The following is a 24,865-nucleotide window of genomic DNA, read 5'->3' as shown; positions in this document are numbered from 1 at the left end:
CGCGTCAACGTCCTCTGGGCCCTACTACGCGACCGGCGGTGCTATCAGGTAACGCCACCCGTCATCCTCACGGCTTGACAAACGCCATTAGGAATCCACGGCACCGTCACGCTCGCCTCGATCCGACTCTGGCTCCGCCCGTGATCTCTCCCGGGTCTAGTAACCGGTTGTGCCGTCGAGCATCTCGCGCAGGATGTCCAGGTGGCCGTTGTGGCGGGCCGTCTCCTCGGTGAGGTGGAGGAGGATCCAGCGCAGGTCGACGTGGAGGCCGTTGCGGATGGTTCGCTGGGCCTGCTTGTCCAGGCTGTTCCCGGCGACCAGTTCGCGGTAACGGGCGCTGTGTTCCGCGTATTCGTCGAGCAACTGCGTGAGCGGGATGTCGACGGCGATACGCATCTCGCGGTCGGGGTCCTCATCCGTCATGGGGGCCCGGTCTTCCTCGCCGAGGAATACCACCTGGAACCAGTAGTACTCGACCCAGCGGAGGTGGTTGATCAGTCCGCTCATGGTCATCAGCGGCGAGCCCAGCAGCAGCGCCTTGCGGGCGTTCTCCGCGGAGACGCCTTCGCACTTGGCGCGGGCGGTGCCACGGGCGTAGTCGAGAAACGTGGTGAGCTGGGTGCGCTCGTCCCACGCGGGCGGTGTGTCATCGATTCTGGTCATCGCGCGAAGCGTCCCCGATCACCCCGACAGATGTCGAGGCATTTCGCGGAGGGCCCAACCCGCTCCACCTACCGTCGGGCGCCCGACATGATCCCCCGGACACCGCCCGGGCCCCGTCCATCGCCCTGCGCAGGCGTGGCAGGTAGCCGGCAGCTCGTGCGATACGTGGTGGACGGCGCCGCCCGGCACGGCCTGGTGGAGAGCCTCGCCAACCGGCACGTCACCGGACGCAGCTCTGCTTGCTCCGGCCAAGGGGCCACGTGACCGGCCAGGGCGCGCCGGTGGGCCACGCTCAGGCCGCCGGGGCGAGTCCCCGGGCCGGCTGTGTCTGCTCGTAGGCGTAGCCGACCCGCAGGAGGGTGGGCTCGTCGAGGGGACGGCCGAGCAGCTGCATGCCGATCGGCATGCCGACCGAGTCGTGGCCGACCGGAACGGTCAGGGCCGGCACCCCGGTGATGTTGGCAGGGGCGGAGAGGCGCACGTAGGCGTCGGAGACGCCCTCGACCGTGCCGTCGGGCCAGGTGACCGTCTCCTCGTCGGCGCCGACAGCGGTCATCGGGACGCTCGGGGCGGCGATCGCGTCGACCTCCTCCAGCATGCGGGCCCACTCGGCGCGCATGAGCGTGCGGGCGCGTTGCGCGCGTACGTAGTCCCCGGCGCTCATCAACTCGCTTGCCTCCAGGAGGATGCGGACATCTTCCTGGTACAGCTCGGGGACCGTGCGCAGGCTGCTCTCGTGGTAGGCCCCGGCCTCCGGCACCATCAGGCCCCACTGGGTGGCCTGGATGTAGCGGGTCATCGGGATGTCCACCTCGACGAGCCGTGCGCCCAGGGTTTCCAGCTGCCCGATGGCGTGCCGGACGGCGGTCTCCACACGAGGGTCGACGTTGTCGAAGTAGTAGGTGCGCGGCAGGCCGATGCGCAGCCCCGTCAGGTCCGTGTCGGTACCGGGCCGGTAGTCCGTGGCGGGCACGGGCAGCGAGGCGGGGTCTCGCGGGTCGTGTCCGGCCAGCGCGGTCAGGATCAGGGCGGCGTCCTCGACGGTGCGGGTGATCGGACCGACGTGGTCCAGCGACCAGGACAGGGAGGTGATGCCGTGGCGGGGGACGAGACCGTAGGTCGGTTTGAGGCCGACCACCCCGTTGAGAGCGGCGGGTACCCGGATCGACCCGCCGGTGTCGGTGCCCAGGGCGAAGGTCGCGGTGCCCGACGCGACGGCGACCGCGGAGCCGCCGCTGGAACCGCCGGCGACCCGGCCGTGGTCCCAGGCGTTGCGGGTCTGCGGAGTGGTCAGGCCGAAGGCGAATTCGTGGGTGTGGGTCTTGCCGAGCAGGACCGCGCCGGCCGCGCTCAGACGCGCGGCGACCGTGCTGTCCGCCGTCGCGCGGTGGCCGGCGCGTACCCGGGAGCTGGCCGTGGTGGCCATCCCGCCGACGTCGATCAGGTCCTTGAGTCCCATCGGGATGCCGTGCAGGGGTCCCCGGTATCGGCCGTGCGCCGCTTCGTGTTCGGCCTCGCTCGCCGCCCGGCGTGCCTGCTCCGCGGCGACCGTGACGTAGGCACCGAGGTGCGGTTCCACTTTCTCGATGCGGCCGAGGACGGAGTCGACCAGTTCGACGGGGGAGAGTTGCCGGGCACGGATCGCGTCCGCGGCGGCGGTGAGGGACAGCTCATACGGTTGCATCGTGCGGCTCCTGTCCGGCGCGGTAGGCAGCGGCGGGCGGGACGTCCGCGAAGTCCAGCTCGCGCAGGACCGCGACGACGCCGTGGATGTGGTTGGCGACGGCGGCCACCGCGGCGTGGCGTTCGGCGGGCAGCACGAGCCCGGCGCGGGCGGCCCAGCGGGCGGCCTCCGGCGGTGTGAGTTCGACGGCGGTCATGGACCTTCTCTTCCTCGGTCGGGAGTGGAGCGGCGGAGCATCCGAAGGCGCTAAAGGCCAAGGATCAGCGTTAGGTGACCTGCAGGTGCCACGACTGCTCGGTGGTGCGGCTGTGACTGCTCGGTGGTGCAGCTGTTCTGTGGCGCGGCTGTTCAGTGGCTCGCGCGTGGGCCACCGAACACCGCCGGGCGCGGGACACCGGCCGCGTGGTCAGGCGGCGGTGGCCGGGATCTCGCCGCCGTGCTCGGCGAGCAGCCGGTAGCGGCCGTGCTCCCGGCGGACGGTGCCGGCCGTGGGCCGCGGAAAGTGCGTGCCCAGGAGCAGCGCGTCGGTGTCCGCCACGCCGTCGAGCAGCCGGGCGCGGGTGCGGATCGCCTGGGAGGGGTCAATGTCGACGCAGCTGTGCACGTGGGGGTGGGACAGCTGCACGGGGTGGTGGATGCTGTCGCCGGTGATCAGCGCCCGCCGGTCGCTGCCGCGCAGTTCGACGGCGACCTGCCCGGGGGTGTGGCCCGGGGCGGGGATCAGGAGGACACCCGGCGCCACCTCGTGCCCCTGCTCGGGCACGTCCACGAGGTCGTACTGTCCGGCGTCGCGGACGGGATTGACGGAGTCGCGGAACATCTGGGTGCGGGCCTCATCCAGGTCGGTGGCGGCCCAGTGGTCCCATTCGGTGCGGCTGGTGACGTAGCGGGCGTTGGGGAAGGCGGGGACCCAGTCCTCGCCGACGAGGCGGGTGTTCCAGCCGACGTGGTCGGTGTGCAGGTGCGTGGTGATCACCAGGTCCACGGACTCGGGCGGGAAGCCGGCCGCCGCCAGCCGCTCCAGGAAGTCGGTGTCGAGACCGTTCCAGGCCGGGCTGGCACGGGTCTTGCCGTTGCCGATGCCGGTGTCCACGACGATCCGCAGTCCGCCGGCCTCCACCGCGAAGCTGTGGCTCGCCAGCCGCGGGACCTCGGCGTCGGCGAAATCGGGGCGCAACCACGACGCCTCGTCCAGCACCTCCCTGGTGGCGTCCGGCAGCAGCCACGGTCCGGTCTGTCGAGGCAGCTCGATCTCGTCGACGCGGCGCACGACGATATCGCCGAGGCGCCATCCCGTGCTGGTGGCGGGGGTGGCCTGACGGAGGGTGGCGGGTTTCATCGGCAGGGCCCTTTCGACGGCGCTGGGCGGTGCGGGCGGGATGACGTGCTGGGGAAAGGACAGGCCCGGTCAGGTCGTGTGCGGCTGTGGCGTGGCGCGGACCCTTAAGGCGATTACTTTGCTTTAAGCACTCTAGATCGACATCAACCCTAAACGCAAACCCTTAGCTTTTACGTGCCTGAAGAGGACCCGGCGCGACCGAGCGCCGCCGCCACCAAGCGGCCGACGTACGCCTGGGACAGCTCCGAGGGGCGGAACAGGATCCGATACATCAGCGGGGCGACCACGACGTCCAGCAGCGTCTCCAAGTCCGGCACGGCCTCCCCGCGCCCGGCTGCGCGTACGCCGATGGCCTTCAACTGCTCGGCGGCGTAGTCGGAGCAGCGCACCGCGCTGCCCTGCGCTGGGTCGCCCAGCAGGGCGTCGCGGATGTACGTGCGACCCGGCGTCGAGGACATTTCTTCGGCGAATTGCACGGTCCACGCCTCCAGGTCGGCTCGCAGGCCGCCGTGGTCGGCCGGCGGGGCGTCCGGGCGCAGCCGCTCGACGGCCACGTCGGACAACAATTCCCGCAGGTCCCCCCAGCGGCGGTAGACGGTGGACGGCGTGACCCCCGCACGGGCCGCGATCAGCGGCACGGTCAGCGCTCCCCGCCCCACCTCCTCCTCAAGATCACGGACCGCCTGGTGTACGGACTGCTGGACGCGGGCGCTGCGCCCGCCGGGGCGTGTGGTCGCTCGGGCACTCATGGGGACAGCCTAATGCGAAGAAATTGCGTCTGCCGAAACGGTCGGCCGGAAGCGAAGTGGCCTTGGGTGCGGTCGAGGGTCGGTGACGAGGCTGTGGCGGGGTTCCATACGGCGTGCCAGGGGTGGAGCGACACGGGGTCGGCCAGGGGGCGGGCGGTCAGGCCCTCGGGGAGTTGTCCGCCGATGAGCCCGAAGGTGGGGTATCCATGGGCCTGGACGGTGTGGTGGATGGCGGTGTCGGCGACGGCGACGGGAGGGGGCAGATCCCAGCCGGCCAGCGTGTCGAGCAGGTCCGGGGCCAGACGCCACTTCTCCTGGTGCCCGACACCACCCCGGCTACCTGGCAGCGGTCCGGGGCATCGGTCCATTCCCGCGGCAGATACAACTGCCGGCCCAGCGGGCAGGACGCTGCTGCGTCGGTGGCGGGCCGGTCCCCACTCGAGTCGGCCGGGAAGCGCCGGCGCTCAAGGCAGGCCTGATCCGAGAGGAAGGCCTTGACCCGCCTGGCGTGTAACGCCGGACAACGTTGCTCAGCGGCACCTAAGGGTGCTGGAACATGACCTCCGGGTAGGCCCGGGAGGGGCCGTCGAGGAGGGGCTGTGGAATTCCCTTCAGCTGGAGGTCGAAGAAGGCGCCGACGTAGGCGCGGGTGATCGCTGCGGCGCGCTCGGCGGCGATGGTTTCGCCCGGGAGGGGGATGCCCAGCTGGGAGGCGAGAACCGGCAGATCGGTGAAGTTGAAGTGGACCGCTCCCGCGACGGTCAGCCAGCGTTTCCAGCCGCTGAGGTCCGCCCACGCCTGGTCCCAGGAGGTGTCCTTGCCGGGGGAGTGCCCGGACTCGGTGCCCAGCAGCAGGAAGGGCCGGCCTCCCACGCCCGCCGCGGGGGGACGGACGTCGAATGTGCCGTCCATGTCCACACCTGCCTGCACCCGCTGATCGGCGGCCATGGCCGAGGCGGCTGCGCTGCCGCCGACGGAGTGGCCGGCCATGCCGATGCGCTTCCCGTCGATCATCCGGCGGTACGGCCACGGGGAATGACGGCCGGTCAGCTGGTCGATGACGAACGAGACGTCCTTGCCTCGGCTCTCGTTCACGGCGATCCAGCCGCCCGGGGGAAGGGTGTCGCAGATGGTGCAGGTGAGCGTCCGGCCGTCGGGGAACGTTGTCCCGGAGTCCTCGTAGGTGTGGTTGACGAGTGCGACGACGTAGCCACGGCTGGCCAGGTCCTCGGCGAGGCTCGAGAGCGTGGTGCGAGGCAGGGTGAAGCCGGGCGAGAGCACGACCAGCGGAAAGCGGCCGGTGGCCGGGCGGGCGCCGGTGCGGGCCCACGAGCGGGTGCCGCTGAGCGTGCCGGGCGGGATACCGGCTCCCGGCGCCTGCTTCTGCAGCAGCAGCGCGGCCTCTGCGGCGGTCATGTAGGGCGCGGGTACGCCGGAGCCGGGCCGTGCGGGGTAGAACACCGACGTCATCAGCCGGCGCGGACCGGCGGAGGGCACCCAGGGATCCTGGCGGTGGGTGTCCACCAATTCCAGGGTGCTGAGGCCGACGGCGTGCGAGCCGGTGGGGTGAGGCAGCGCCAAGTGGACGTCCGTGACGGCAGCGGCGACGGCCGGGGCCGGGGCGGCGGCCTGCGCAGAGGCGGCCGGCAGGACCAGCGGAAGGGAGAGCACGATCGCGAGCACGCCGGACGCCGCAATGCGATGAGTTCGTCTCATGGTGCCCAATGTGGCCCGGACTCCCCGGCCCAGCATCGGCCCGCAGAGGGGCGCGCATGACGCCTACCCGTAGGGGTTTGCCAGCAGCGTCCCCTAGCCCGCTGGTATGTGACCACCGGGGACGTCATCGGGACGCCAGCGGTGCTGCTCCTCCCTAGCGCTGGCCGACTATCGCCGGACGTCACGGCGGAGTCCATCAAAGCCTCGTGTGCCCAGACCGGCGTGCTGACTTCAGAGGAGTTGCTGACCTGCGGGGACGGACGGGCCGGCTCTACGGTCTAGTTGTCGCCTCGGTGTCCGTCACGGACCACCGCCAACCCGCCGACCCGGGTCGTGATGCCCGCCGGCCCGCGCCGGGCCGAAGCGAGCACGCTGGCCGGTCGACCGAGGCTGTCACCCTGCTCCACCTCGATCGCGACCGTCTGCGCCCCTGTCGTGTCGAGCAGGTGGGCGGCCAGGCAGCCGGTGCTGTTGGCGTTGGCGACGTCCTCGTCGACACCGATCGCCGGCGCGAACATCCGCGCCGCACCCGGTCGGTCGCCCACCGGCGGTACGTACACGAAACAGCCGAGGAGCCCGTACCGTCGGCACGCCGCTGTCAGCCTGCCGAGGTGTGGGTGGATTCGGAGCAGCGCCGACCGGTCGCGGACCGGTACCAGCATGCGTGGTGCGCTGGGCGCGGCGATCCGTGGCGCGTCGGTCGGATGCGGGTCGTCCGCGGTGAGCCCGATCGCGGCGACGATCGCGGCGCGCTCGTCGGGTGCCGGGTGACGCAGGGCGACGAGGCCCTGGTCGAACCACACCTCGATGCCGGCGGTGCGGCGGATCGCGACGGTGTCGAACGTGCGCCCGCCGGTGTGTTGGCGGTCGTTCAGCTCGCCCAGCGCGGTGCGGGTCAACCGGACGGCCTGCGCGGCAACGGTGCCGTGGCCGCAGCCGGACAGTTCGGCGGTGGCGGTGAAGAACCGGACCGGCCGGCCACCGTCCGACGTCCGCCCCGGGCCGAGGAACGCCGCGTGCGAGGTGCCGGCCGCAGCAGCGACCGCGCGCCGGTCCGCGTCCGTCGCCGCCGGGTCATCGTCGGTGACGGCCGTGGGGCTGCCGCCCCGGCCGTCGCGCCGCACACACGCATCAACCACCGTGACATCCGGCCAGGACATCGGCCCCCCTTGACGCTCGACGAACCGGCAACCGCGAACGGCGTTCCGCCGATAGCCCGGACCTGGCTGCAACGGTCGACCGAACGCGTCCCGGAGCGTACCGTCCGGCCTCAGCCGGTGCCGTCCTGCACCGGATAGTGGATGACGACCACACCGCCGGTGGCGTAGTTGGCGACATCGGCGGCCGCCCGCTGGCCTTGCGGTGACTCCCGCGACGCGGCCATGGCGGCGGCGTCAGCGAAGTCGGCTTCGAAGACCGCGAAATACGGCGCTTCTCCCTCGGCCGCCGCCACGTCGAAGCTGTAGCGCCACGCAAGCAGGCCGGGCATCTTCATGACCAGTGGAAGGTGGTTGGTCACGTAGTAGTCGCGGAAGTGGTCAGGGTCGGCGGGCTTGGGATACAGGACCACCAACTTATGCATGACGACCTCCGTCCAGATCAGGGTCGGCGGGGTGTGTGAGTGCGATGTCGAGTACCGCCATCAGTTGCATCGTCATATGCGCAGGTTAGGGCTTGACGCTGGGTCGAGGGAAAGATCAATACGGGATAGACTCAGAACGGATCGTTATCAATCGGCAGGGGAGGGAACGTGGCGCCGGATACGGTGAGCCTGCGGTACTTCCTGGTGCTGGCGCAGGAGTTGAACTTCACCCGCGCGGCCGCACGGATCGGTATCGCACAGCCCGCGCTCAGTGCCCGGATGCGCCGATTGGAGGCGGAACTCGGTACGGCCCTGCTGGTCCGCAGCACGCGGAGCGTCGTATTGACCACGGCCGGTGCGGCTTTGGCGGAGTCCGCGCCGCCCGCGCTGGCGGCGCTGGACCGGGCATGGGACACCGCCCGGAGCGCGGCGGCCGGTGAACTGGGCACGCTGCGCGTCGGATACAGCCTCAGCGCCGGGGCCGAGACGGCACCGGCCCTGGTGGATGCGCTGATTCGCAGCAGTCCCGGACTCGAGGTCGGCGCGGTCCCGATGGCGACACCGGAGATCTCTCCCGCGGTCGCCGACGGCCGCATCGATGCCGGGATCACCCGCGGTGAACAGCCGGGCCGTGGCGTGCGCCGGTACCTGCTGCGGCGTCAGCGGATCGGCGTCCTATTGGCGCAGCACCATCCGCTGGCCGAACACGCGGAGATCGAGATCGCCGACGCGGCCGCGTATCCGCTGCGACTCCCGGACCGTGCGGCCAACCCTGTGATCCACGATCAGCTGGCGGCGCTGTTCCGGGACACCCGGCCACATCCCCGATTCCACACGCCCACAGTCTCTTTCGACATGTCACAGCGCGACCTGCGCGACGGGCTCACCCTCGCCCCGGCCGGCGAGGCCGCCGCCACGGCACCACCGCCCGGCATCACCTGGCGACCGCTGCACGGCGCACCCAGCATGACGATCCACCTGGTCCTTCCGCGCGAACAGTCGCCACTACACCGCCGCGTCCGTGCCGTCGCCAAAACCCTGGCGCACGAGCTGCACTGGCTGTCGGACTGATGGGCACCAGGTCATGCCAGGCGAACCTCCGCGGTGGCGGGGCCGAAGGCCTTGCTGCACTCCCACGCCCCGCACCCCCCGCAGGCCGTCATCACCTTCCCAGCTTCACCCCCTGGGCGGGACTGCGGCGTGATGACACACGCGAGCGCACCGGAAGGCGCAGCCAGTCCACGGCGTCGTCGTCCTCGTCCGGCTCGGGGGCGTCCGGGGCACGCAGCTGGGAGACCGCAGCGTCGATGTACTTCGTCGGTCAGAGCACGACGGTCAACTACGCGGAGGAAAGTTTCCTTGCCACGTCACACCACGGCCGGTGAGGATCTCTGCGAAGTCGCGGACAGGCCCGGCGGCTAGCGGCCGGCGATGTACTGGATCTCCGGATGGCGCGGTGAAGCCCCCATCAGCAGGTGCCCGGTGTCGGGACGTCCGCGCAATTGCGCGTCGAAGAAGGTCCGCACGGTCGCGCGCACGGCAGCCACCGCTCGCTCGGCCGGGATCGTGCCCAGTTGCAAGGGCAGGGGCATCCCGAGCTGCGGGCCGATGGCCACCAGGTCGGTGAAGGAGTTGTGGTCCGCGTCGGCCAGACGCAGACACCGATGCCAGCCGCGCAGCTTCGGCCAGAGTGCGGACCAGGTCGGGTCCTGGCGCAGGCCGTCGTGCACGGCGGTGTCCACCAGCAGGAACGGCCGGTCGAGCCCCCGCTCCACCACCGGCCCGTAAACGGCACCGTCGAGGTTGATGCCCGCCCGCACCCGAGGGTCCTCGCCTACGGCGGCGGCCGCCGCGGCGCCGCCCCGGGAGTGGCCGAACACCCCGACGCGGGACAGGTCCAACGTCTGGGACAGTCCGCGTGGCAGCGGGCGTCGCCGGGCGTCGGGGTTTCCGCCCTGACCGAGGACCGCCAGTCGGTCCAGTACGAAACGCAGGTCGGCTGCGCGTACCGCGACGGCCCTTGCGATGGCGTCCTCGTCGCCCGCGGGGCGTGTGAGCACGACTCGGCCGTCGGGGAACTCCACCTCGCCGGAGTCGTAAGGGTGGTCGACGGTCACCACCACGTATCCCCAGGAGGCCAAATCCTCGACGACGAGAGTGTTGAAGGTGCGGTCCGAGGAGTAACCCGGCGAGTAGAGGATCACGGGGTGTCGCCCGCAGCGGGCCGGTGCGCGATCCGCGCTGTGCGTCGCCGGGAGCACGACGGCGTCCAGTACACCTCCGAAACGCGCCTTGAGTGCACGCTCGGCGCCCGAGGGAAGCCACGGCAGTTCCGTCCGCCCTAGCGTGCTGTCCGCCGGATAGCTCACCGTCACCATCAGCTCGCGCGGCTGCTCGGGCTCCGCCCACGGGTCGAGCCTGTCGTGGTCGATCAAGTGCAGTTCCACCGCGCCCACCGGAGAGGGTCCGGTCGGTCCGGCAAGCCGCACCGTGACCGGACCGGCCGTCGATGTCGCGGACCGCGCGGCTGCGGGGGCGGCGAAGGCAGGCTGCAAGGTGGCGGACGACGTGATTGCGGCCAGGCCACCGGCTATGAGAACACGGCGAGTCGGGCGAACGGGGGGCATGTTGCTCCTTCTGCGGCCAGGCACTCGACACCCTGAAGAAGACCCCGATCGACCGGCCTTGCGATCGTCAACTCCTCTGAATGCTAGATCATTTCGCCTGAGCCGTTGGCGCCACCCCCGCCGTGCTCGATCATGCTGCTCCCTGCCCAGCGAGCGGAAGGTCCTTCAGCCTGCGTTGGTACCGGTCGTGGACGCGGACCGAGAAGCGGCCGCAGTCCGGTGCCGAGCAGGCCTTTCCCCGGGCGTATCCGTCAGGGCCCGGTCCGGTTGGTGAGGGGTTGTTGGGAGGCGGTCGGTGGGGTGAATAGTGCCTGGACGGTCTCGGTGGCCAGGTCGCGCAGCCAGGTGTGGGCGCGGTCGTCGTCGTAGCGCTGGTGCCACAGCAGGTACAGGGGGACGTCGGGCAGCGGGAGGGGCGGCGGCAGTGTGGTCAGGCCGAGTTGGTCCCGGGCTGTGCGGGTGACGGCGTCAGGGAGGGTGACGACCAGGTCGGTGTCGTGGGCGAGTTGCAGGGCGAAGGCGGCGGTGGGTCCGGCGGCGAGGACGCGTCGTTCGAGGCCGCGTGTGGTCAGGGCGTCGTCGATCGGGTCGCGCAGGTTTCCGCGCCGCGAGACGGTGAGGTGTTCGGCGGCTGCGTAGCGCTCGAGGCTCAGTGGGCCGTCGGTGAGCGGGTGGCCTGGTCGGACGGCGACGATCAGCCGGTCTCTGCCGACGAGGCGGTGGCGGATGTCGGGGAGCGTCGGAGCGCTGGAGCTTGATTCGAGGTCGACTTCACCCCGGCGCAGCTCGGCGTCGTCCGTCCCGGGTTCGGCCGACAGGCGCAGCTGGACGCCGGGGGCCTGATGGTGGATGGCCGTGGTCAAGGCGGTGCCGCAGGCTGCGGTCAGGGCGTCGTGCCAGCGCAGGGTGAACACCCGGTTCAGAGCCGCCAGGTCGAGTTCCTGCTGCGTGGAGAGAAGTTGGTGGGCCTGCTGTACGAGGGTGTGGACCTGGGCGCGCATGGCCAGCGCGCGGGTGGTGGGGACCATGCTGCGTCCGGTGCGGACCAGGATCTGGTCACCGGTGGCCTTGCGGATGCGGCCCAGGGAGCGGCTCATCGCCGGTGAGGTGACGTGGAGGCGTGCTGCGGCGCCCGCGACACTGCCCTCTTCCAACAGGGCGTCCAGGGCGGTGAGCAGGTTCAGATCCAGTTGCATGAAAGTAACTCTACAAGTGACAAGCATGCACTTGTTGTTAATGGCCGAGCGGCCTACCTTCGAAGTGCGGGGGCGAGGCAAACCGCCCCGCTTCTACCGACCTTCCAGGGAGCCCACCATGAGCACAGCCATGCCGTTCGGCGCCGACGCGGCACTCCTGTCCGATGTGACCACTGCGGTGAAGGCCGCTGGAGTCACGCTGCGCGACCGCTACACCTCGCACGCCCGGGGCGTGAGTCTGGACGAGGTCGTCGGCGAGATCCACGCCAACGACGCCGCGGTGCTGGACGTGCTGCGCGAACCGCTTCTGCGGGCCCGGCCGGGATCGCAGTGGGCTGAGGACGAGCTGGCCGGCGGCGCGCTCCCGTCCGGGGAGTGGTGGGTCGTCGACCCCGCCGAGGGCAACATCAACCACGTCCACGGCATGGATGACTGGGCCGTCACCGCCACCCTGGTCCGCGACAACCAGCCGGTACTGACCGTCGTCCACCTGCCACTGACCGGCGACACCTACACCGCCGTCGCCGGCGGCGGTGCCCACCTGAACGACCGACCCCTGAAGGTGTCCGCCAAGACCGACCTGGGCGCCGCGCTCATCGGCACCGGCCAGGCCAAGCCCGGCGAGGACGAGCGCACCTTCCGGCGGATCGGTGACTCCGTCACCGCCATGCTCATCAACGGCCTGGTTGTACGCGTGTCCGTTCCCGCCACGATGCAACTCATCCACGTCGCCGCCGGACGCATGGACGCGTTCTGGCAGTTCTCCGACGTCCGCTCCGGCCTGGTCGCCGGCGCCCTGCTGGTCTCCGAAGCCGGAGGCACCGTCACCGACCTGACGGGCGAACCCTGGAACACCGCCAGCCGCGACTTCCTGGCCGCCGCCCCCGGCATCCACGGCGCCGCCCTCAAGGTCCTCTCGCCGACCGCCTGACCGGACGTCTCCGCCCTTCCCCACCCCCGTACGACAAGGAGCATCACCACATGACCAACATCGGCATCCTGGGCGCCGGCCGCGTCGGCACCAACCTCGCCGGCAAGCTCGCCGCAGCCGGACACCATGTCACCATCGGCGCCCGCAGCCCCGAAGACCCCGCCGCCCGCACCACGGGGCTCACCCCGCGGATCGCCTTCGCCGACCAGCGCACCACCGCCCGCACCACGGACATCGTGATCAACGCGACGCCCGGCGACAGCTCCCTGGAGCGCCTCATCGACCTGCGCACCGAGCTCTACGGAAAGATCCTCGTCGATGTCTCCAACGCAACCCACGACGCCGCTGACGGCTTGCCCGGCGACCTGTGCTATCCCGGCAGCAGCCTCGCCGAGAAGCTCCAGGCCGCGCTCCCCGACACCCGTGTGGTCAAGACTCTCAACACCATGCTCTTCATGGTCATGACCGCTCCCGACACCCTGGCCACCCCACCGACCGCCTACCTCTCGGGCGACGACAATCAGGCGAAGAGGACCGTCTCCGACCTGCTCGGCGACCTGGGCTGGCAGCCCGAACGGATCGAGGACCTCGGCGACATCACCACAGCCCGCGCCACCGAGGCCATGATCCTGCTCGTGCCCCACATCCTGCGCCGACACGGCTTCAAGCCCTTCGCCGTCTCCCTGGCCCGCTGACCCGCCACGACCGGGTCAGACCAAAACCAGGTAGCGGGTTCGTGCGAGGGAACTGGGTGTCGGCACGGGCAACGCCCGCTGGGCTGTAGGTGCCGCCCGAACTCATCGACAGTGATCATGCCTACGACACGGGAGGCGACTCCCGAAGTCGTCGACAAACGGCTCCCATCCCCGGGTTCTGGCACAGCTTGTGTGGGCCTATGGCGGAGCGTGACTGGTGACGGCCCCGGTGGCGTGCGCCGGTGAGCGATCGGGCAGGCTGGACGCATGGCCCGTCGCGTTGAGAAGTACCTCTCCCATCTTGATCGACTTTCCGGCGGAAGGGAGCCCCGCTTCTTCCCTGTCGAGTCGACCAAGCAGGGGCTGCGGGGCGTGACGGAGATCGTTTACGACAACCTGCCGGACGGGCTTCTCACGGCGCTCACCTACGGCTTGTCACTGGCGGAGCATCCCGATTGGCAGCACGGCTCGCCGGAACTCTGCCTCAGCGTGAACTCGACCAACGTGATCTGGGCCCACGCCGTGGGCTTCCTCGCCGAGCAGCTCCGTGGAACCTGCCCATTCGGTTACGGCAGCACGATCAACTTCGGTGAGCGCATCGTGCCCGAGTCAGAGATGACGGCATTCTGCGTGTTCGCGCCGCTGGTCCTCGACAGAGACGACTACCTGGGCATCGACGTCGGCACTCCGGGGCACGAGGGTCACGACGTGATCAACATCCAAGGGATGTACCCCATCCACGACGTCGAGCGGCAGTTCATCAACGAGTACGGGCTCGAAGCCTTCTGGAAGAGCGACTGGGAGCCCACCAACGTGCTCCGGCGCCCCGCGATCTGATCGGGGGAGGGCCAGCTGGTGGACAGCGTCAGGCGAGCAGGACCCGCTTGCGTAGGAGCGCGAAGCCGGCTCGGCCAAACATCTGGCACTTGAGCATCTTGATCCGGTTGACATGCCCTTCGACCGGGCCCGAGCTCCAGGGCCGAGTGAGTCCGGCGGTGACGGCGTCGAGATCGCGGTCGATGCCGGCGGCAAGGGTGTGGAGGCTGGGCAGGTCGTCTTGCCGGACGGCGTCGAGCCAGGCTGCCCGTAATCAGCATGTCGCCTGTCCCCTTGCGCGGCGGGTGCCGTGGGGTGATAGCGGCCAGTTGCGGTTCTTGCGAGACCCAATCCGCCTGGCCGCAGTCAGCCGGGTTCGCCGACGGCGTCTGGCAACAGGCGCGACATCCTCATGCATGGCCCACGGCGCGGCGAGGACGCCAGTGCCGGGGCCTGGTGTTCCGTCACGACCATGGTCCGTACGGGTGCACGGACCATGTCCACCGGGCCCCGGCACGTCAGGGTCGCACAGCCGGAAGCAGTGACGTATCGCGGGGTGGTTGGAACGGGCGCCCTGTATTGCGCCAGGACCGCAACGCCTCGCGGATGGCGCCTCATTGCTGCTGTGGACGGCTTCGCAGGCTGGGCTTGACCACGCGCCGTCCGCCGCTGGTTGCCGGTCGGCTGTGTCCGGTGGTGGTGGGGGCTGTGCGCTGTCGGGGGCGGGTGGACCGCGGTTCTCGGCCAGGCGGCGGGATTTGCGCTCTTTCGCTCTGTGTGACCAGCCGCACCACCAGGGCCAGGAAGCAGCGGGCCAGAACACCTGCCCCTGACTACTGGTCGGCTCAGCAGCGGCCCGCTCAAGTCGTCGGCGGGGTGCTCTCGCCCACCCGGCCACCGCACGGCCCACGGGTGGCCGCACCGGCGACCAGCCGAAACGATGACCACAGCCGCCCTTCCAGCGGCCCGACACCAGGGTGGAGTCAGGGCCTACGACGAAGTACTCGCTGAACGCATCAAGGAGCGGCTGGAGTCGGAGGGGGTGGTCGCGAAGAAGATGTTCAGCGGCCTGACCTTCCTCCTCCAGGGAAACGCGCTGGCCAACCTCTACGACGAGGGCCTCATGGTGCGTGTCGGCAAGGAACGAACCGACGAGGCCCTAGCCCGCCCCGGCGCCGCGCCCCTGGTGATCCGGGGCAAGGAGCAACGCGGCTGGGTCCTGCTGGCGGAGGAGACCCTCGACGACGACGTCCTGGACGACTGGCTGGCCTGGGCGATGGACGCCACCGCCGGCCCCGTCTCGGTGTGAGGCGCGTCCAAGCCTGCTTGGACTTCTCTGGGAAGCCTGGCTTCAACGAGCGGGCGGGCAGCGGTCTGGACGATGAGAACTACTCGCGGCTCTTCGGCGAGGACAGCGGGCCGATGGCCTACCGCGACGCCCACCTGCGCGACGGGCTGCCGCTCCTGAAGGACCGGACGCCCGGCGCGTTCTGCGTGCTCTGCCTCGGCGTCGACGACTTCGGCAGCCGCGTCGCCATGATGGCCCCGCACTCACCGACCGAGATCAGTCGCAGGTCGGCCCTTTAGGGTCGGTGACATGACGACATCCCCTGCCACCAGTGCCTTCGACTTGCTCCGTCTCGACGCCGTGCCCGATCAGGACGCGTTGCGCCGGGTCTACGAACTGCCCAAGGACGCGGCCATACGCAAGCAGATGACCGAGCTCACCGAGCAGACCCGGCGGTTGATCGGGTGCTCATCGCTGGTTCTGGTCGCCAGCGCGGACGCCGAGGGTAACTGTGACGTTTCCCCGCGCGGAGGCCCTGCCGGGTTCGTTGCCGTCCTTGACGCAAGGACGGTGGCGATACCGGACGCGACCGGCAACAAGCGTCTGGACACCCTGCAGAACGTCATCGCCACCGGACGGGCCGGGCTGCTGTTCGTCATCCCGGGGCGCACCACGACGCTCAGGGTGAACGGCCGGGCCTGCGTCTCCACTCGCCCGGAGCTGCTGTCGCAGCTGACCGCCGTGGGCAAACCTCCGGCCAGTGCGCTGGTACTGGAGATCGAGGAGGTCTACCCGCACTGCCCCAAGTCGCTCCTGCGCAGCGGGGCCTGGAAGCCGGAGCAATGGCTGTCGGCGGATGCCCAGCCGACCTCGGCCGAGGTGACACTGGCCCAGCTGCGGATGCCAGAGCTGACGATCGCTGACATCGAGCAGGCGGAGGCGGATTCGCTGAAGTACCGGTACGAGTAACGGGCCGACCTACGCATACTGACCACCAGCCCGTCGAATCACTGGGCCAGCACGCCCCAAGATCAATCGTGAGGCGGCCCGAAAGAGGGGCGGTCGTGCCCGGCAACTTGTAGAGGCTGAGATTCTCCTAGGCACCGGGCCTGGCCAACGGTCAGCTCAGCCGTGCGGAGGTGGCCGAGGCAGCCCGCCGGGTCACGGCCGCGGTCGATGTGCTGGTCACCGTGGATGTGGAGGCCGGCTACGGTCCCACCACCCAAGACGTCGTGGCCACCGTCCATGCCGTGGTCGAGGTGCCGGTGCCGTGGGCATCAACCTGGAGGGCTCCACCGCCGCCGGCGGCCCGCTCTTCACCGGGCAGGAGCAGGCCGAGCGGATCCGTGCGGCCCGCCACGCGGCGACCGGCGCCGACCTGCCGGAGCTGCTCCTCAACGCCCGTACCGACGTCTTCATCCTCGTTGGGGTGCCTCTTCGGCGGCCGGTCCCGGGACTGAGAGGGTTGTCGTCACACCCCGGTGTCAGCGGCTGGCCGTGCTCAGGAAGCGGTCTGCGTCCTCGGGGGTGGCGAGCTGGCCGAGCTCCAACCATGAGTTGTCGGCGAAGTGGATGCGGAAGGTTGCGAAACCACGCGGTTGACCGGCCTCTGCTTCGATGCGTGCCTCGTGGCGGCCGAGCTCCGTCACGATCTGGAAGTCGTCGGCTTTGGTGGGCGACAGACGGCGGCGGGGCGAGGCAGCCACGCAGATTCGGTCCTGAGTCAGCAGGACGAGGCGTCGTGGGTTGGGGGACTGCGAGTACCAGCGCAGCAGTAGCTGGCCAGCGGCCAGGCTCCAGTCTCCGTCGAAGACTTCCTCAGCCGGGTCCCGGTCGGGCGTCCTCGGCGTCCTCGGCGGCGTCGGTACGCGAGTGTCGGCATCGGTCGTGCGTCGGACCTGCCGGCCGCGTGCGGGCTTGGAGCTGAGGAGCCAGTCGATCTTCTTGCCCAGCGTGTCGAGGAGGAACCACGGGACGATGATGAAGAACCCCAGTACGGCGCCCACGTAGAACAGCCAGTGGTGTCGCTTCTTGAGCCGTCCCTTACCCGCCGCCCGGTGGACGTCCTTGGGCGGCGTCGGGATCGCCTTCCTTATGCTGCACCACACCAGGGCCACCGGGTCCTCGCCGAGGATCTTCCGGGCCCGTCGTTCCACCTTGCGCTTGGCCATTCGAAGATCGTACGACGGGACAACCGTCGGCTCGGTGGTTGGGGCGGGACTGGGGACGGGGGCATGAGCCGGGGACAACCCGACGTGCGCTGACGTTCACGGCTCGGTTTTAAGGGAAGGCCCGGGCGGCCTGGCATGAGAAGGGCGGAGGCGGCCGTTACCTGATCAGTCGCCGGACGGTCCGCGTTCCGGCTCGCCAGCCGGGCAGGCCGAGGACCGTGTCCGGCCGGCAGGTCTCGACGGCTTGGGGCCAGGTGGACCAGGCGCCCTGACGTTGGCCGTTCGCCCCCTTATTGAGGTCTTGCTCCCCGTCCGCCGGCGCCGGCCTGGCGGCCGTCCGGACCGGCGGACGGGGCGACGTCACGCAGGGACGCCGAGCGGCGGGTGCTCGAGCACGCGGGGCTTGTACTCGACCAGCTGGATGCGGCCGTCGAAGGTGCGGTGCTCGATCATCTCGAGGGCAACGTCCGGATAGCCGTCGTAGATGCGTTCTTCGCCCGTGGCCCCGGTGATCACCGGGAACATCACGACCCGGAAGCGGTCGACGAGTCCGGCTCGTAGCAGGGACCGGCACAGGCTGAGGCTGCCGATCGTGGTGAGGAGCCCCGAGCCACTCGACTTCATGGCGCGGACCGTCTCGACGGCGTCGTCGCGGACGAGCGCGGAGTTGGCCCACGTCAGTGGCTCCTCGAGTGAGGAGGAGAACACCACTTTGGACGCTTGCGTGAGCTCGTCGACGGACGCCTCTTCTTCTGGCATGAACTCGTCTTGGCCATCCGGGACCTTGCCTGCGGCGAAGCCCGACATCAGGCGGTAGGTGTTCGCTCCCATCAGGTAGGTGGCCTCGGGCTGTTCGCCGAGCCATGCGAGGTACTCCGGGCCCTCGAGACCCCAGAACCCGGGCCATCCCTCTCCCGAGGCGTGGCCGTCGAGGGAGGTGATGAAGTCGACGAGAAGCTCCGACATGGCGGTGTCCTTTCCTGGGATGTCACGAGCTTGGACTGGCCGGGAGCCATAAACTCATCGGCCGCGCTGTGGAGTATCGAGAAAACCCATGACGCTGCAGCCGATCAGATCGGCGGAGCGCCACCCGCGAATGGCCCGGGCCAACTGTCACGCTCAGCCGGGCCAAGTGCAACGCTCAGGGGCCAACTGAAACGCTCAGTCACAACACGTGTGACTGAGTGTGCTACTTGGCCAGACTGGCCAAGTAGCACACTCAGGTGAAAGCTGCCCTCAGAAAGGCACCTCTGGGATCAGTGTCTGCTGTCGCAGAAGCTGGAGGCTTCGCCTACTTGGCCTTGTCGATCTTTCGTGCCTTCTTGAGCCAGGGACCGACCGCCTCGAGTACGGCGTCGTACTCATGGGGGGCTACCTCAAGCTCATAGCTAGCGCCATTGACGAGAATCGTGTTGTTGCATACCTCGTCACTCTCTTCTTCGGTCATGTCCTCGATCTGCTTGGGCACCGTAGACCCCTCTCTGTCAGCGTGCTGCCTGCGCAGCCGTCACCTCTGCATCCCCGAGCGGCCGCTGCCGTATGTCCCGGTTAGCCCACGTGAGAGCGCGCACCATCAGGAATGACGTCGAGCAGCCATCGTGCGGGAGGGGAGGGGGGAGTCGGTCGTGGGCTGGGATTCCTGCCGGTCGAGAGGGTCCTAGGGCGCGTATCGAGTCGTGATCATCGGGTGGTCCTGGTGAGGTCTTTGATCCAGATCGTCGAGGCGTGCAGGTGGAGACTGGCGAGGTAGCTGTCGGGAGTCTTGTCGTAGCGGGTGTCTCACCGTCCCAGTTCCGGCCTCCAGGTACGTCACGCTCTGGGGCGGGTGAGGCACGTGGCGCCGACGTGGGCCGACCGGTGCACTGATGTCCGGGTGGGGACTCATGGGACATGGCCCGGTACCCGGGTCAGGTTCCGGGGAGGATGCGGCGCGTTTCGTAGGCCCACATCGCGATCTCGACCCGGTTGCGGGCGCCGAGTTTGGCCATCAGGCTGGCCAGGTGCGTCTTCACCGTGCTGAGGCTGATGTGCAGTGCATCGGCGATCTCGGTGTTGGTCAGCCCGCGGGCGACGGCGAGGAGCACCTGCTCCTCGCGGGCGGTGACGGGGGAGACCGGCTGGGCCGCGGGCCGGCCGGCGGGCAGGTCCGCGAATGCCTGGAGCAGACGGACGGTGACGCTGGGGGCAATGAGCGCCTCGCCGTCGGAAGCCGACCGTACGGCCTGCGCCAGTAGGTCCGGTCCCGTGTCCTTGAGGAGGAATCCGCGGGCGCCGGCACGCAGCGCGCCGTAGACGTACTCGTCGAGGTCGAACGTGGTGATGACGACCACGGCCAGCGGGTCGGCGACGCCCGGGCCGGCGACCAGCCGGGTGGCCTCGAGCCCGTCGAGTACGGGCATGCGGATGTCGAACAGGCAGACGTCGGGGCGCAGTTCGCGGGCCAGACGTACCGCCTCCCGCCCGTCGGCGGCCTCGCCGACCACCTCGATGCCGGGCTGGGCGTTCAGCATGATGCGCAGCCCGGTGCGGATGATCGTCTGGTCGTCAGCGACGAGGACGCGTATGGACACCGCTCTCGCTCCTCGCTCTCGGCAGTTCGGCGTCGACATGCCAGCCCCGGTCGGTGCCAGGGCCGGCTCGTAGTGTGCCGCCGATCAGCGTCGCGCGCTCGCGCAGTCCGGTAAGTCCGTATCCGTCGCGACCCCGGCCGGTGCGCCGGCCGTTGTCGTGCACGCTCACCCGTACCATGTGTCGTTCCGCGGCGACCCGGACGACGACCTCGGTCGCGTCGACCGCGTGGCGCAGCGCGTTGGTCACCGACTCCTGCACGATCCGGTAGACGGCGGCGTCCACGGCCGGGGGCAGCGTGTCCAGTTCGCCGTCGAGCCCCAGGTCGACCTTGATGCGACCGCCGGGGGTGCGCACCAGGCGCTCCAGATCCGCGACGCCGGCAGGGGGCGCCAGCTCGGCGCCGACCCCGCGGTCCCGCAGCGTGGCGACCATGGCGCGCATTTCCTCCAGCGTGCGCGCCCCCTCCTCCTCGACCCCCTCCAGCGCCTCTACGGCGGCGGACGGGTCGGTGCCCGCGAGCACCCGGCCCGCCTGGGCGATGATCACCATGGCCGACACGTGGTGGGCCACCGTGTCGTGCAGTTCCCGGGCGAGCTGCTCGCGCTCGCGGGAGCGCACTTGGTCCAACTGCCGCTCGCGAGCGGTCACCCGGAACCGCACGGCAGCCCCGACCACGCCGGGCAGCAGCAGGAAGACGAAGCCCACGACCCCTTCGACGACCGGGGTCTCGGCCGTGACGGAACACAGCGCGCCGGCCGCGAGGATCACCGCGCCGCCCAGCACGATCTCGCGTCCCGATCCCCACCGGGGCAGCGCGTACACCAGCACGAGCACGACCGCGCTGGTGTCCAGGCCGACCGGCTCGCGCGGTGCGGCGACGAGCGAGGCCACTTGAAGCAGAATCACCGAGCCGAACGCCAGCTGGACCATCGCCAGTGGGCGGGTCCGGCGCCACAAGAGCAGCAGGCACAGCCATACGGCGAACACCACCGCCACCGGCCGCCACACGACGTTCTCGCGCAGGCTGGCCTCCAGCACCACACCGCCCAGGCCCACGGCGAGCAGCGCCCAGTCCCGCCGCACCCGGGCGGGCGCGTCGGGCGGCCGGGGTTCGGTCCACAGGGTTCGCAGGTCGTCTCGGAGCACGGTTCTCAGCCTAGGGGCCGCGGCGTGCCGCGCATCGGCCGAAAGGACGGGTCGTCACTCCGCCCCGGGGCCGACGGATCCGCGGCCCGCGGGCCGATGCCGCGGAGCGCCGTGGCGACGAGCCTCGGCATCGGCGGCCGTACAAGGACGGCCGACGAGGTGGTTGGAGGACCCGATGCTCTCGAAAGCCCTGTTGCGCCTGGGCACAGGCGCCGCCCGCCATCCCTGGCGGGTGATCGCGGCATGGCTGGTCGCCGCCACGCTCGCCGTCCTCGCCGCGATCGCCTTCGGCGGGCGGACCGCGGACTCGATGACCGCTCCGGGGCTGGACTCCCAACGGGCCGCGGAACTGATCGAGCGGGCTGGCACCGGCCAGGAGGGGATGACCGCCCAAGTGGTCGTCACCCCCCACGACGGCGCTGCGACGTTCTTCGACCACGACAGTGCGCGCACCGCTCTCACGCGGCTGCAGACCGAGGTGAAGCGGCTGCCGCATGTGCTCGGCACGAGCGACCCGGCGGGGGCACTCGACGCAGGCGGGGACACCGCCGTACGCGGCGGGCTCGTCTCGGCCGACGGGCGGATCGCGGTCGTCCGGGTGCAGTATCCCGACCAGAGCCGGCTGTCGGCCGAAGACCTCGACGCCCTCGTCGATCTCGGCGACCGGCTGCGCGCCGAACTGCCCCTGCGCATCGAGATGGGCGGGAGCCTCTTCTACGCCTTCTCCGACCCCGACGGCGGCGCTAGCGAGCTGATCGGCATCCTCGCCGCGGCCGCGATCCTGTTCCTGGCGTTCGGTTCGCTCGTCGCCGCCGCGCTGCCGATCGGCATGGCTGTCTTCGGGCTGACCGTCGGAGTTGCCACGATGACGGTACTGGCGGGGGTGACGGACGTCCCCACCTTCGCACCGGTCCTGGGCAGCATGGTCGGGCTCGGAGTGGGCATCGACTACGCGCTGTTCGTGCTCGCCAGGCACCGGGAGTACCTTGCGCGCGGGCTCGATCCGCACGAGGCGGCTGGACGAGCGGTGGCCACGGCGGGGCGGCCGGTGGTCTTCGCCGGCGGAACCGTCGTCGTGTCGATCCTCGGCCTGGCGGTCGCGAACGTGCCGTTCATGACGGTGGGCGGGCTCGCCGTCTCGATCGTCGTTCTGACCATGGTGGTCGCGTCGGTGACGCTGCTGCCGGCCTTTCTCGGCGCCGCCGGCCCACGCCTGGCCAGGGCCGGCCGGATCGGCCGGGCTCTGCGGACCGGGACGCTGGGCCGACTCGCACGGCGGCGGGACACGGTGGCGGGCGCCGCTCCCGCCGCCGGGTGGCGTCGCTGGATCGGGCACGTCAGCCGGCACCCGGTGCTGTACGCGGTCGGCGCGGCGGGGCTGCTGCTGACGGCGACGCTGCCCGTGCTCGGCCTGCGCGTCGGCCTGCCCGACGACGGCTCACTGCCCCACAGCCGTACCGAGCGCCGGGCCTACGACCTCGTCGCCGAGGGGTTCGGCCCGGGCACCAACGGTCCCCTCGTCATCGCCGCGGACCCCGCCGGTGATCCGGGAGTGCTGGACCGACTCGTCGGGGCGGTCTCGGCGGATCCGGGCATCGCATCCGTCGCGCCGACGCACATCGACCGGGCCACCGGCATCGCGACCCTCGTGGTGTTCCCGACCACCAGCCCTCAGGACAAGGCCACGGCCGACACCATCGCCCGGCTGCGCACCGACGTGCTGCCGACCGCGATCGGGCACGGCCCGGCCAGGGCCCACGTCGGCGGCGCCGCCGCGAGCCTGTCCGATGTGGGCCGACGCACCAGCCAACGCCTGCCGGTGTTCGTCGCCGCCGTGCTGGCGATGTCGTTCCTGCTGCTGATGCTGGTCTTCCGCTCGATACTCGTACCGCTCAAGGCGGTACTGCTGAACCTGCTGAGCATCGGCGCGGCCTACGGCATCATGGTCGCGGTCTTCCAGTGGGGCTGGGGAGGCGCACTCATCGGGCTGGAAGCGACGGTTCCGATCGTGTCGTTCATCCCGATGTTCCTCTTCGCCATCCTGTTCGGCCTGTCGATGGACTACGAGGTGTTCCTCCTCTCCCGCGTACGCGAGGAGTACCTGCGCACCGGCGACAACGGCACGGCGATCGTCGAGGGCGTCTCGGGCACCGCCCGGATCATCACCTCGGCCGCCCTCATCATGGTGGCGGTCTTCCTGTCCTTCGCCGTCGCCGAGGACCCCTCCGCCAAAATGTTCGGGCTCGGCCTGGCCACCGCGATCTTCATCGACGCCACGGTCGTACGCATGGTGCTGGTACCGGCGACCATGACGCTCCTCGGCCGGGCCAACTGGTGGCTGCCGAAGTGGCTGGACCGGATGCTTCCCCGCGGCCCGGTCGGCACCGACGACATACCGCCGGGCACTGGCGAGTGGTCCGGACCTGCCATCGGAGCGGACCACTCGCCGCGTGCTACTCCTCGCTAGGCTGCTTGGCCCGCCGGGTGGAAGTTGATGCGTTCACGGATGACGGGGAAGCCGGCCTTGGTGAAGTTGGCGGCCATGGGGGAGTTGCCCTGGTCGGTCGCACCGCTGATGAACTCCGCGCCCTGCTCTACGAGGAGGTGGGTGCACTCCGCGAGGAGGTCGTAGGCGTAGCCGCGACCGCGCTGTTCCGGGACGACTCCGATGAAGCCGATGGTCGGGCCGGAGGGGTTGTGGGCCGGGATGTGGATGCCGGCCAGGTCACCCTCCGGCGTGCGCGCGATCTGCCACCACTCCCGTGGGGAGGGGCACCAGTGGAAGAAGTCGAGTTCCTCCTGGGCGGCCTGGTCGAGGCCGCCCTCCTCGATGGCCTTCAGCGCGTGGGCGTCCAGGGTGGCGGAGTGGATGCGGCGCAGCGCGTCGAAGAACACAGCGTCGTCGGGTTCGGTACTGAAGCGCAGGCGTCCGGGCCGCTCGGGCAGACCCTGTTCCGGGGTCCAGCGATACAGGAAGCGTTCCACCAGGGGTTCGTACCCTGCGGCGCGAGCGGCGGCGAAGCGCGCCTCGGCTGCGGCGCGTAGGTCGGTCTTTTCCGGCCAGCCGCCGGGCAGGTTGATCTCGAGTTCGACCTGCCAGGGAGCGGAGCGCAGGAGTTCGGCTCCAGCCTCCTCCTCGCCCTCGGCCACGTCGAACCAGTTGATGTTGACGGGTTCGGAGTCGTCGGGGCCGCCCCACCACGCGCCGCGTGCGACGACTTCGCCGTCGCGCAGGGCGACGCGCTTCCAGTCGGGGCGGAACCGGGTACGCCGATGGCCTTCACGGGCGCCCAGCGGGTCGGGGTGTGCGTCGAAGAGATGAGCGTCGCTCGCGGTGAGCGTGCGGATGACCGTATCGGTCATGGATTCCTCCGGGATACAGGCTGCTTGGAGCGCTCCCGGTCAGAACTGACCAACCACGCCGGGACAGTGGAAGAGGGAGCGCTGGAAAGGTGTGAACTGCACGGCACTCGCCTCCTTCCGTTCATCTCAGGGCGTGAAGCCACACCGTACGTGATCTTCGACGGGCCCGTCCACGGATTTCCGTGCTCCTTGAAGCAGGGGCTGGCGGGGCTCGCCGAGCATCCGGTTCGCATCGGAGGGAGCACGCCGTGCGCGGGCGCGATCAGGCGGTGTCGTGTCCTCCCACGCAGGCAGGCAGGCGCGGTGGGGCTCGTTGCGATTCCTCGTG

The 24,865-nt window shown here is 70.3% G+C and carries 24 protein-coding genes and 3 pseudogenes; 10 read left to right on the top strand and 17 right to left on the bottom strand.

The window, feature by feature from the left end; translation table 11 throughout:
• Nucleotides 1-156: 156 nt before the first annotated feature.
• The 8 genes from IE252_RS38665 to IE252_RS38630 form a co-directional block, all read right to left on the bottom strand.
• Nucleotides 157-663 carry a DinB family protein gene (locus IE252_RS38665; RefSeq protein ID WP_190094188.1) on the bottom strand — a complete coding sequence of 169 codons (507 nt, stop codon included), beginning with the start codon at nt 661-663 and terminating at the stop codon, nt 157-159.
• Nucleotides 664-955: 292 nt separating this feature from the next.
• Entirely contained in the window at nt 956-2,347 is a 1,392-nt protein-coding gene (locus tag IE252_RS38660; protein WP_190094187.1) for an amidase, read from the bottom strand.
• Nucleotides 2,334-2,543 carry a hypothetical protein gene (locus tag IE252_RS38655; RefSeq protein ID WP_190094186.1) on the bottom strand — a complete coding sequence of 70 codons (210 nt, stop codon included), beginning with the start codon at nt 2,541-2,543 and terminating at the stop codon, nt 2,334-2,336. Before IE252_RS38655 ends, IE252_RS38660 begins: the two co-directional genes overlap by 14 nt.
• A 210-nt stretch (nt 2,544-2,753) precedes the next feature.
• Nucleotides 2,754-3,686: an MBL fold metallo-hydrolase gene (locus tag IE252_RS38650; RefSeq protein ID WP_190094185.1), complete on the bottom strand. Its 933-nt coding sequence runs from the start codon at nt 3,684-3,686 to the stop codon at nt 2,754-2,756.
• Between the two features lie 170 nt (nt 3,687-3,856).
• Nucleotides 3,857-4,435 (bottom strand): TetR/AcrR family transcriptional regulator, encoded by a 579-nt coding sequence (locus tag IE252_RS38645; RefSeq protein ID WP_190094184.1) that lies wholly within the window; start codon nt 4,433-4,435, stop codon nt 3,857-3,859.
• Nucleotides 4,436-4,975: 540 nt separating this feature from the next.
• Nucleotides 4,976-6,151: an alpha/beta hydrolase family protein gene (locus IE252_RS38640; protein ID WP_190094183.1), complete on the bottom strand. Its 1,176-nt coding sequence runs from the start codon at nt 6,149-6,151 to the stop codon at nt 4,976-4,978.
• Nucleotides 6,152-6,429: 278 nt separating this feature from the next.
• Nucleotides 6,430-7,311 carry a PhzF family phenazine biosynthesis protein gene (locus tag IE252_RS38635; protein WP_190094182.1) on the bottom strand — a complete coding sequence of 294 codons (882 nt, stop codon included), beginning with the start codon at nt 7,309-7,311 and terminating at the stop codon, nt 6,430-6,432.
• 110 nt (nt 7,312-7,421) lie between these two features.
• Nucleotides 7,422-7,733 carry an EthD family reductase gene (locus tag IE252_RS38630; protein ID WP_190094181.1) on the bottom strand — a complete coding sequence of 104 codons (312 nt, stop codon included), beginning with the start codon at nt 7,731-7,733 and terminating at the stop codon, nt 7,422-7,424.
• Nucleotides 7,734-7,901: 168 nt separating this feature from the next.
• Between IE252_RS38630 and IE252_RS38625 the strand changes: the two genes are divergently transcribed.
• Complete coding sequence (locus IE252_RS38625; RefSeq protein ID WP_190094180.1) at nt 7,902-8,804, top strand: LysR family transcriptional regulator; 903 nt, start codon at nt 7,902-7,904, stop codon at nt 8,802-8,804.
• A 347-nt stretch (nt 8,805-9,151) separates the two neighbouring features.
• On the opposite strand, the gene IE252_RS38620 is transcribed toward IE252_RS38625, so the two are convergent.
• The gene (locus tag IE252_RS38620) at nt 9,152-10,180 is read right to left on the bottom strand and encodes an alpha/beta hydrolase family protein (protein WP_190094179.1); all 1,029 of its coding nucleotides are present in this window, start codon (nt 10,178-10,180) and stop codon (nt 9,152-9,154) included.
• A 431-nt stretch (nt 10,181-10,611) separates the two neighbouring features.
• On the bottom strand, nt 10,612-11,556 hold the full coding sequence (locus tag IE252_RS38615) for a LysR family transcriptional regulator (RefSeq protein WP_190094178.1): 945 nt from the start codon (nt 11,554-11,556) through the stop codon (nt 10,612-10,614).
• Between the two features lie 118 nt (nt 11,557-11,674).
• Between IE252_RS38615 and IE252_RS38610 the strand changes: the two genes are divergently transcribed.
• From IE252_RS38610 to IE252_RS38600, 3 genes are all read left to right on the top strand, one after another.
• Nucleotides 11,675-12,487 (top strand): inositol monophosphatase family protein, encoded by an 813-nt coding sequence (locus tag IE252_RS38610; protein ID WP_190094177.1) that lies wholly within the window; start codon nt 11,675-11,677, stop codon nt 12,485-12,487.
• A gap of 50 nt (nt 12,488-12,537) precedes the next feature.
• Nucleotides 12,538-13,182: an NADPH-dependent F420 reductase gene (locus IE252_RS38605; RefSeq protein WP_190094176.1), complete on the top strand. Its 645-nt coding sequence runs from the start codon at nt 12,538-12,540 to the stop codon at nt 13,180-13,182.
• Between the two features lie 267 nt (nt 13,183-13,449).
• Nucleotides 13,450-14,019 carry a suppressor of fused domain protein gene (locus IE252_RS38600; protein ID WP_190094175.1) on the top strand — a complete coding sequence of 190 codons (570 nt, stop codon included), beginning with the start codon at nt 13,450-13,452 and terminating at the stop codon, nt 14,017-14,019.
• A gap of 28 nt (nt 14,020-14,047) precedes the next feature.
• Here the strand turns inward: IE252_RS38600 and IE252_RS38595 are convergent.
• Nucleotides 14,048-14,260: pseudogene (locus IE252_RS38595) on the bottom strand (transposase); the annotation flags it as partial.
• 678 nt (nt 14,261-14,938) lie between these two features.
• Here IE252_RS38595 and IE252_RS38590 point away from each other — a divergent pair.
• From IE252_RS38590 to IE252_RS43655, 5 genes and pseudogenes are all read left to right on the top strand, one after another.
• Complete coding sequence (locus IE252_RS38590) at nt 14,939-15,307, top strand: TfoX/Sxy family protein (protein WP_190094174.1); 369 nt, start codon at nt 14,939-14,941, stop codon at nt 15,305-15,307.
• Between the two features lie 17 nt (nt 15,308-15,324).
• Nucleotides 15,325-15,585, top strand: coding sequence for a hypothetical protein (locus IE252_RS38585; RefSeq protein ID WP_190094173.1), 261 nt, complete (start codon nt 15,325-15,327; stop codon nt 15,583-15,585).
• A 10-nt stretch (nt 15,586-15,595) separates the two neighbouring features.
• Complete coding sequence (locus tag IE252_RS38580; RefSeq protein ID WP_190094172.1) at nt 15,596-16,255, top strand: MSMEG_1061 family FMN-dependent PPOX-type flavoprotein; 660 nt, start codon at nt 15,596-15,598, stop codon at nt 16,253-16,255.
• Nucleotides 16,256-16,425: 170 nt separating this feature from the next.
• Nucleotides 16,426-16,488: pseudogene (locus IE252_RS44425) on the top strand (hypothetical protein); the annotation flags it as partial.
• Between the two features lie 68 nt (nt 16,489-16,556).
• A pseudogene (locus tag IE252_RS43655) lies at nt 16,557-16,649 on the top strand (isocitrate lyase/phosphoenolpyruvate mutase family protein); the annotation flags it as partial.
• Between the two features lie 121 nt (nt 16,650-16,770).
• On the opposite strand, the gene IE252_RS38570 reads toward IE252_RS43655, so the two are convergent.
• The 5 genes from IE252_RS38570 to IE252_RS38550 form a co-directional block, all read right to left on the bottom strand.
• Nucleotides 16,771-17,457, bottom strand: coding sequence for a hypothetical protein (locus IE252_RS38570; RefSeq protein WP_190094171.1), 687 nt, complete (start codon nt 17,455-17,457; stop codon nt 16,771-16,773).
• A gap of 360 nt (nt 17,458-17,817) precedes the next feature.
• A complete protein-coding gene (locus IE252_RS38565) occupies nt 17,818-18,423 on the bottom strand; it encodes a dihydrofolate reductase family protein (protein WP_190094170.1) in 606 nt (201 codons plus the stop codon).
• Between the two features lie 325 nt (nt 18,424-18,748).
• Nucleotides 18,749-18,925: an Lsr2 family protein gene (locus tag IE252_RS38560; RefSeq protein WP_190094169.1), complete on the bottom strand. Its 177-nt coding sequence runs from the start codon at nt 18,923-18,925 to the stop codon at nt 18,749-18,751.
• Nucleotides 18,926-19,364: 439 nt separating this feature from the next.
• A complete protein-coding gene (locus IE252_RS38555; RefSeq protein WP_190094168.1) occupies nt 19,365-20,027 on the bottom strand; it encodes a response regulator in 663 nt (220 codons plus the stop codon).
• Nucleotides 20,002-21,174: a sensor histidine kinase gene (locus IE252_RS38550; RefSeq protein ID WP_190094167.1), complete on the bottom strand. Its 1,173-nt coding sequence runs from the start codon at nt 21,172-21,174 to the stop codon at nt 20,002-20,004. The genes IE252_RS38555 and IE252_RS38550 overlap by 26 nt, the downstream gene beginning before the upstream one ends.
• 175 nt (nt 21,175-21,349) lie before the next feature.
• Here IE252_RS38550 and IE252_RS38545 point away from each other — a divergent pair, with 175 nt between their 5' ends.
• The gene (locus IE252_RS38545; RefSeq protein ID WP_229849080.1) at nt 21,350-23,641 is read left to right on the top strand and encodes an MMPL family transporter; all 2,292 of its coding nucleotides are present in this window, start codon (nt 21,350-21,352) and stop codon (nt 23,639-23,641) included.
• Here the strand turns inward: IE252_RS38545 and IE252_RS38540 are convergent.
• On the bottom strand, nt 23,638-24,537 hold the full coding sequence (locus IE252_RS38540; protein ID WP_190094166.1) for a GNAT family N-acetyltransferase: 900 nt from the start codon (nt 24,535-24,537) through the stop codon (nt 23,638-23,640). The two genes, IE252_RS38545 and IE252_RS38540, sit on opposite strands and share 4 nt — an antisense overlap.
• Between the last annotated feature and the right edge of the window lie 328 nt (nt 24,538-24,865).

This window comes from Streptomyces melanogenes, assembly GCF_014649795.1.
Classification (GTDB): Bacteria; Actinomycetota; Actinomycetes; order Streptomycetales; family Streptomycetaceae; genus Streptomyces; species Streptomyces noboritoensis.
Note: the sequence above shows the minus strand (reverse complement) of the source record. Positions and strands in the feature narration are given on the sequence as shown.